Here is a 6,787-nt window from a genome sequence, read left to right on the forward strand (position 1 = left end):
ATTTAAGGCTAAGTTTTTACTAAAAATAGCAAAAATATTCCTATTCATAGAAATTGAAAGATTTATTCAACAGTCTTCCAAATATTACTATAGAATCTATGTACTCTCGTAATGATAAGGTTAATATAGATGCTCCAATTAATATGTATACTAAAGGCTGATGAAACTGTTTAAAAAAAGTTAACCATTTTGCTTCATTTTTTCTAATTTTAATATTATTTTTTCCAAATATTTCCTGCCTTTTTTTAGATTCCTCAGCATCTAGACCACATTTTATATCTGTCTGAGTTTGTTCTATAATTTCTTTAATATCTTTAGAATATGCATTAGTAATCATAAATAATATATCCAGTTACTTTAAAATATAATCAAGCTTCATCATGCATGATTTGATATCAATCATATACTTTTTTGCATATCAAAGTAAATATTTAGAATTTGGCTTTTATAGAGTACTATTTTAGAATAAATTTAGTTTTGCTTTTTACTAACAGCAGCATTTGTAAGATAAACACCTAAAAAAACTACACCACCAAATAATAATGACAAAATAGAAATAGTCTTACCATAGAAAAGAAAACCAATAAAAATAACTAAAAATGGTAAAGTATTTTGAAAAACTGCTGTTTTATATACGCCAATCTCTTCAAGAGCCCCAAGATACCAAACATAAGCAGTTACAGTGGCAAATGCAGCAATATAAAGCATACTTCCCCAGAATTTAATATCTGTATTAGCAAGTTGAGAAAAATCAGATTTTATAATACTTACTATGGCAAACATTATCATACCAACAATAGCTGCGTAAGTATTTATAGTAATCATATGAATACCTTCTCTTACACAACATTTACCTAGTATTGCATAAGCAGCAAAACATATAACAGCTAAAACACTTAATACTTCCCCAAGATTTATCTCTACGCCATTTAGACATTCAGCAGCCCCGTTTGAAAATAAGACAACTCCTATAGTGCCAAGTAACGCAACAAGTATACCAACTTTAGCTTGCTGATTAACTTTTAGCCTAAAAATATAGCTAGATAATATTGTAATAAGACAAGGAGTAAATGCATAAATTATAGCTACAATATTTCCAGATATAAGTTTCTCTGCCCATAAGAATGCTATGTTATAAAGAAAAACCCCAAAAAAACCTACAGCAATAACATATAGCCATTGTCTCATATTCAATCGAGGAAAGAATGTTTTTGTAAAATAGTAATGAATAAAAATAAATATTATTGAAGCAAAAGCATAACGAATCAAGCCGACCAAATATATGTCAACATATCTAAGAGGTAAAGGGGCTATGTGATATAGGCTAGCCCAAAAGATTAAGGCTAAAGCTATTTTCAGATAACCTTTTACTAAGGAAGTATTTTTCATGATTCATTTTTATCTATTCTTTTTTAGATACTCTACTATATCTGGATTTAATAGTGTAGAGGTATCTCCGAAATTTTCAAAATCTTTTGCTGCTATTTTTCTTAAGATTCTACGCATAATCTTACCAGAACGTGTTTTTGGAAGCTCTGGTGTAAATTGAATAACCTCAGGTGTAGCAACAGGTCCAATTTCTTGACGAACATATTTAACCAAAGATTTCCTCACTTCATCAAGTGCTTCAGGATTATTATCTTTTCCTTCTTTAAGGATACAATAAACATATATAGCTTCACCTTTAATATCATGAGGCATGCCAACAACAGCACTTTCTGCAACCGATGGATGTGTATTTAGAGCTGCTTCTATTTCTGCTGTAGCCATCCTATGACCTGAAACATTTATCACATCATCCATACGACCTTCGATCCAGATGTAACCATCCTCATCTCTTCTAGCAGCATCTCCTGAAAAATAATGTCCTTTAAAGCTAGAAAAATAAGTCTGAAGGTATCTTTCATGATCTCCATGAATAGTTCTTGCCATTCCAGGTGTAGCTCGTTTTATACATAAGGCACCTTTACCCTCTCCATGTATCTCTTTACCATCTGTGTCAAACAAAGCAACCTCAACACCAAAGAAAGGTTTAGAAGCAGCCCCAGGTTTTAGTTTATGAGCTCCTGGCAAAGGAGCAATCATATGTCCACCAGTCTCAGTTTGCCACCAAGTATCAACTAATGGAGCTTGATTATTACCTGCTTTTTCTACAAACCAATGCCATGCTTCTGGATTAATTGGTTCACCAACTGATCCTAGAATTCGTAAAGATTTTCTTGTTGTATCTTTAAGATAATCATCGCCAACTTTTAATAATGATCTAACTAAAGTTGGTGCCGTATATAAAATACTCACATTATGTTGATCTACTTCTTGCCATAATCTCGAAGCATCTGGATATGTTGGGACACCTTCAAATATAACAGAAGTAGCTCCATTAGCAAGAGGACCATAAACTACATATGTATGACCAGTTATCCATCCAATATCTGCTGTACACCAATAGACATCATGATCCTTATGATCAAATACTAATTTATGTGTCATACTAGCATAAACTAAATATCCACCTGAAGTATGTACTAAACCTTTAGGAGCTCCTGTAGAACCTGAAGTATACAGCATGAACAGTGGGTTTTCTGCTTTAAAAGATTTTGGAGTATGTTCATTTGAAACTTTTTTTAATTCACTTGAATAACAGATATCGAGATTGTCATTCCATGAAATATTTTCTGTCTCTGTATTGCGTACCACTAAGACTTTTCTAACAAAATCAATCTCAGAAACAATCTTATCAACACTAGCCTTCATTGGAATTCTTTTACCAGATCTAACAGCTTCATCAACAGTTATAATAAAATCGCTTTTTGCATTTATTATACGCTGCTTTAATGCCTCTGCTGAAAATCCACCAAACACAACAGAATGTATTGCTCCTATACGTGCACATGCTAGCATCGCATATATAGACTCTGGAACTAATGGCATATATATAGTTACAACGTCACCTTGTTTTACACCATTATTTTCTAATACATTAGCCATTTCACAAACTCTATGATAAAGTTCGCGATATGTTATCTTTTTTGATTTTTTTGGATTATCTGCTTGCCATATAAAAGCAACTTGATTTGATCTTTCTGGTAAATGTCTATCTACACAATTATAGCAAACATTCAACAACCCATCATCAAACCATTTGATATCAACAGGATCAAAACTGCTATTATATGCTTTACTAAAAGGCTTATCCCAATGGATGCGATTTGCTTGTTTAGCCCAAAAACTTTCTGGATTATTTAAAGATTCTTGATAAAGCTTTTCATATAATTCACTGTTAATATGAGCGTTATTAATAAACTCTTGAGATACTTGAAATTTTGAATATGACATAAATCAATTATAAATAAATTACTCTTAAATTTCATATTAGCATATTTCAGAAAAATTGTAAGTTTTAGATGCAACTGTCTATGAATTAATTTAATGTTTATTTTTAAGATAATTCTTAAATTTTTCGCCAAGCTCTTGATGCTGTAATGCTATTTCATAATTAGCAATTAGAAAACCTAACTTACTTCCACAATCATAACGAGTTCCTTTAAATTCGTAGGAAAGTATTTTCTCTTCTTGGTCTATTAACTTAGCAATAGCATCCGTTAGCTGTATTTCCCCACCGGCCCCTTCAGAAGTTGTTTCTAAACATCTAAATATCTTATTTGGGAGCAAATATCTACCAACTACAGCATTAGTTGATGGTGCTTTCTCTGGTGATGGCTTTTCTACAATTGCTTTTATAATATTCTCTTCATCCTTAGCTACTATTCCATATGATTCCGTTTCAGCTTTCTTAACTTGCTGAGTGGCTATACACCCTCTAATATCAGTACCTTCAACAGCTTTAACCATTTGCTTTAAAACTCCAGTACCACAGTCATAATTATAAATAAGATCATCAGGTAATATAACAGCAAAATCCTCAATGCCAACGAGAGGTTTAGCACATAATACAGCATGTCCTAAACCAAAAGCTTCTGGTTGACGGACAAAGAAAAAACTTACATCTTTAGGAATAATATTCTTTACCATATTCAGTAAATCATATTTTTGTTTTTTCTCAAGTGAGTATTCTAATTCAAAATTTCTATCAAAATGATCCTCTAATGATTTTTTATTAGAGCTTGTCACAAAAATTATTTCTTTACAGCCAGCTTCTATAGCTTCTTCTACAGCATATTGAATTAAAGGCTTATCAACAACAGTTAACATTTCTTTAGGACATGATTTTGTTGCAGGTAAAAATCTTGTACCCCATCCTGCAACAGGAAAAACTGCTTTTTTGATTTTCATTTTAGAAACCTTTACACATTAACTGTCAATAAGCTGACAATATAGATTAATACTAATATTATAATCTTTATATGCTATATTCTTCAATTCATTTGAATATTTTTTTAGATCATTTGATCTTTTAACATAAAGATCAACTATTATTTCATTATCGAAGTAATATATAGAGCTTCTTTTAGATAGAAGAATACTTGAGTCTAAATTATTTTTAGCAAAAAACTCATATATTATATCTAAAATATCTTGCCTTGATGGTTCAAAATTTTCTAATTTAATAACACTATCTTCATGATTTGTAACATCAACATGCACAGTTATATCTTTAATATTTTCAACATTATGGTAAATATTACTCTTAACAATTTCAGCCACATAATGACCTTCAGAGGCTGTGCTAAATTTATTAACTAAAACATGGACATCTAAAACTATTTTACCAGCCATCTTTCTAGTTCTAAGATAGTGAAAATCTTCAACACCTTCTGTATTTGTAATTATTGTTTTAATATTTTTGCGAGTTTCATCATCAACACCTTCATCAATTAATTCTGAAACTGCAGAATATCCCCATTTAACTCCCATTTTTACGATCATATAACATACAATAAGAGCTGCAATAGCATCCATCCATGCAAAACCTAAAAATGCTCCAATTAAGCCAACTAAAACAACTACTGAAGACCACATATCTGAGCGACTATGCCAAGCATTTGCTCTTAACATATCTGAATTAATTTTATTGGCAGCTCTCATGGTATATTGATAGATAAACTCATTACCAACTATTGAAAAAATAGCCGCAAAAATTGTAAATTTATCAGGAGTTGAATAATCGCCACTAATCAAATCATTTAATGAATGATAAACAATCATAAAACCTACTACTATAAGCAAGCATGAAAGTACAAGTGTTGCTAATGTTTCAAGCCTCTCATGACCATATGGGTGATTATGATCTTCTTCTTTACTTGCATATTTAGCAGCAAATAAAACCATACCATCACTCAGCAAATCTGAAAAAGAATGAATTCCATCTGCAAATAAAGCTGGCGAACGACCAATTATCCCAACTATTGTCTTAGATATTGCAAGCAATGCATTTATAATCATTCCTACAATAGTTACTTTTTTAGTAATCTCATATCTGTTATCTGACATTTCAAACTCTTATAAATAAAGATTTTTTTTTAAGATAATAATAGTTAGCAACCTTAAAGTCTAGAAATATTAAATTTTTATTAATCTTTAGTCATGACTAACTTGAATAATAAAACATGAGCCACAATTGAAAATATTATAGTCGATAACCACCATTTTATAGGATTATTTAAACCACAAATCGTAATATAGTAAGCTGCAAAGATAGATATGATAAACTGAATAGTAGCCATTATTAAACCAGGATTCCAAGCTCTTCGTTTAACGCCTTCTGCAATATGAGTTAAACAATTCATAATACTAAAAATAATAATCAATAATCCAAAACCTAGATTTACAAAACTTAGTACTCCAAAAATAGCAAAGGCTACCCATACCATTAAAATATTTATCCAAAATATTTTAATATCAGTCAGCTTCTCCTGTCCTTCTGGTAAGTTCATTACGACTTGATTCATAAATTTCTTAAAACCTCCAGGAACATAATGCTCCTCTGTCTGATGAAATAAATATAAAGGAATATTTATTAATGCCCAAAAATGAGGATCATATATTGAAAAATTTATAAACAATAATATTAAGAGAACTATTCCTGCCCACGGAGCTATTTTTGCCCAATTTTGATCTTTAGCTAAAAAATTTATCATCTGCGTACAAACCTAAAAATACTTACTATCTTGATAATATATTATCTTTCATCAAACATCATGGAAAAAATTAAAATATATTTGATTTTTCCTATAAACATCCTTGCAAAACCAATAAATGATTGTATAATAGACCTCAATAGTTCGGAGAAATGGCTGAGTGGTCGAAAGCGGCGGTCTTGAAAACCGTTGACTGTAACAGGTCCGGGGGTTCGAATCCCTCTTTCTCCGCCATGAACATAGAGCCCGTTTACTTTGTAGCGGGCTTTTTTGTTTCTACCCTACTATATACCCTACTAAAAATTTTTACTTAAAATACTTATATTAGTTTCTAAGACCTAAGAAAAATATTCTTACATAATTTAAGACCTGATAATAAAGCATCAATATTTCATCCATTAGAACACACTTACTAAAAATAAATTACTGAATATTTGTAATAATATATTTTTTAAAATTCTTTTCTGAAACGCTAGTTGATTTAGATAGCCCTGAGGCTATATAAATCTTTTACAATAGCGTTTCTAAGTATTAATTATGCGAAGCATTACGCCTTGCCCACCGTCGGCCCGATAGGGTTGACCAACGGGTTTTACCAGTGAAACGGGAGGGACTTAGACTAGCAAACTTGTTACTGTGCCCTTAGCCTGCGACAGGGTGCTTTGCTCGGCTTTAGTCCATCGTGTGAA

Annotated in this window: 6 protein-coding genes and 1 tRNA gene; 1 reads left to right on the forward strand and 6 read right to left on the reverse strand. The window is 31.2% G+C overall.

Annotated features, from left to right (window positions below; translation table 11 throughout):
• Nucleotides 1–40 precede the first annotated feature (40 nt).
• The 6 genes from R8535_RS10375 to R8535_RS10400 all read right to left on the reverse strand — a co-directional run bounded on the left by R8535_RS10375 (nt 41) and on the right by R8535_RS10400 (nt 6,098).
• The gene (locus R8535_RS10375; RefSeq protein WP_329499023.1) at nt 41–337 is read right to left on the reverse strand and encodes a cation-transporting P-type ATPase; all 297 of its coding nucleotides are present in this window, start codon (nt 335–337) and stop codon (nt 41–43) included.
• A 134-nt stretch (nt 338–471) separates the two neighbouring features.
• Nucleotides 472–1,389 carry a DMT family transporter gene (locus R8535_RS10380; protein WP_329499021.1) on the reverse strand — a complete coding sequence of 306 codons (918 nt, stop codon included), beginning with the start codon at nt 1,387–1,389 and terminating at the stop codon, nt 472–474.
• A 9-nt stretch (nt 1,390–1,398) separates the two neighbouring features.
• Entirely contained in the window at nt 1,399–3,336 is a 1,938-nt protein-coding gene (gene acs / locus R8535_RS10385) for an acetate--CoA ligase (RefSeq protein ID WP_329499020.1), read from the reverse strand.
• 90 nt (nt 3,337–3,426) lie between these two features.
• Nucleotides 3,427–4,293, reverse strand: coding sequence for a UTP--glucose-1-phosphate uridylyltransferase GalU (galU, locus tag R8535_RS10390; protein ID WP_329499019.1), 867 nt, complete (start codon nt 4,291–4,293; stop codon nt 3,427–3,429).
• Between the two features lie 18 nt (nt 4,294–4,311).
• Nucleotides 4,312–5,451 (reverse strand): cation diffusion facilitator family transporter, encoded by a 1,140-nt coding sequence (locus R8535_RS10395; protein WP_329499018.1) that lies wholly within the window; start codon nt 5,449–5,451, stop codon nt 4,312–4,314.
• 80 nt (nt 5,452–5,531) lie between these two features.
• Nucleotides 5,532–6,098: an HXXEE domain-containing protein gene (locus R8535_RS10400; RefSeq protein ID WP_329499017.1), complete on the reverse strand. Its 567-nt coding sequence runs from the start codon at nt 6,096–6,098 to the stop codon at nt 5,532–5,534.
• A 146-nt stretch (nt 6,099–6,244) separates the two neighbouring features.
• On the opposite strand from R8535_RS10400, the gene R8535_RS10405 reads away from it, so the two are divergent.
• Nucleotides 6,245–6,332 (forward strand) — tRNA-Ser (locus tag R8535_RS10405).
• Nucleotides 6,333–6,787 lie beyond the last annotated feature (455 nt).

Origin of the sequence: Francisella sp. 19S2-4, from assembly GCF_036281795.1 — a bacterium.
In the GTDB taxonomy this organism is placed as follows: Bacteria; Pseudomonadota; Gammaproteobacteria; order Francisellales; family Francisellaceae; genus Francisella.

Excerpts from the sequence above, each read along its gene's own strand:
- R8535_RS10375 (WP_329499023.1), bottom strand. The coding sequence starts at position 337 with ATGATTACTAATGCATATTCTAAAGATATTAAAGAAATTATAGAACAA.
- R8535_RS10380 (WP_329499021.1), bottom strand. The coding sequence starts at position 1,389 with ATGAAAAATACTTCCTTAGTAAAAGGTTATCTGAAAATAGCTTTAGCC.
- acs (WP_329499020.1), bottom strand. The coding sequence starts at position 3,336 with ATGTCATATTCAAAATTTCAAGTATCTCAAGAGTTTATTAATAACGCT.
- galU (WP_329499019.1), bottom strand. The coding sequence starts at position 4,293 with ATGAAAATCAAAAAAGCAGTTTTTCCTGTTGCAGGATGGGGTACAAGA.
- R8535_RS10395 (WP_329499018.1), bottom strand. The coding sequence starts at position 5,451 with ATGTCAGATAACAGATATGAGATTACTAAAAAAGTAACTATTGTAGGA.
- R8535_RS10400 (WP_329499017.1), bottom strand. The coding sequence starts at position 6,098 with ATGATAAATTTTTTAGCTAAAGATCAAAATTGGGCAAAAATAGCTCCG.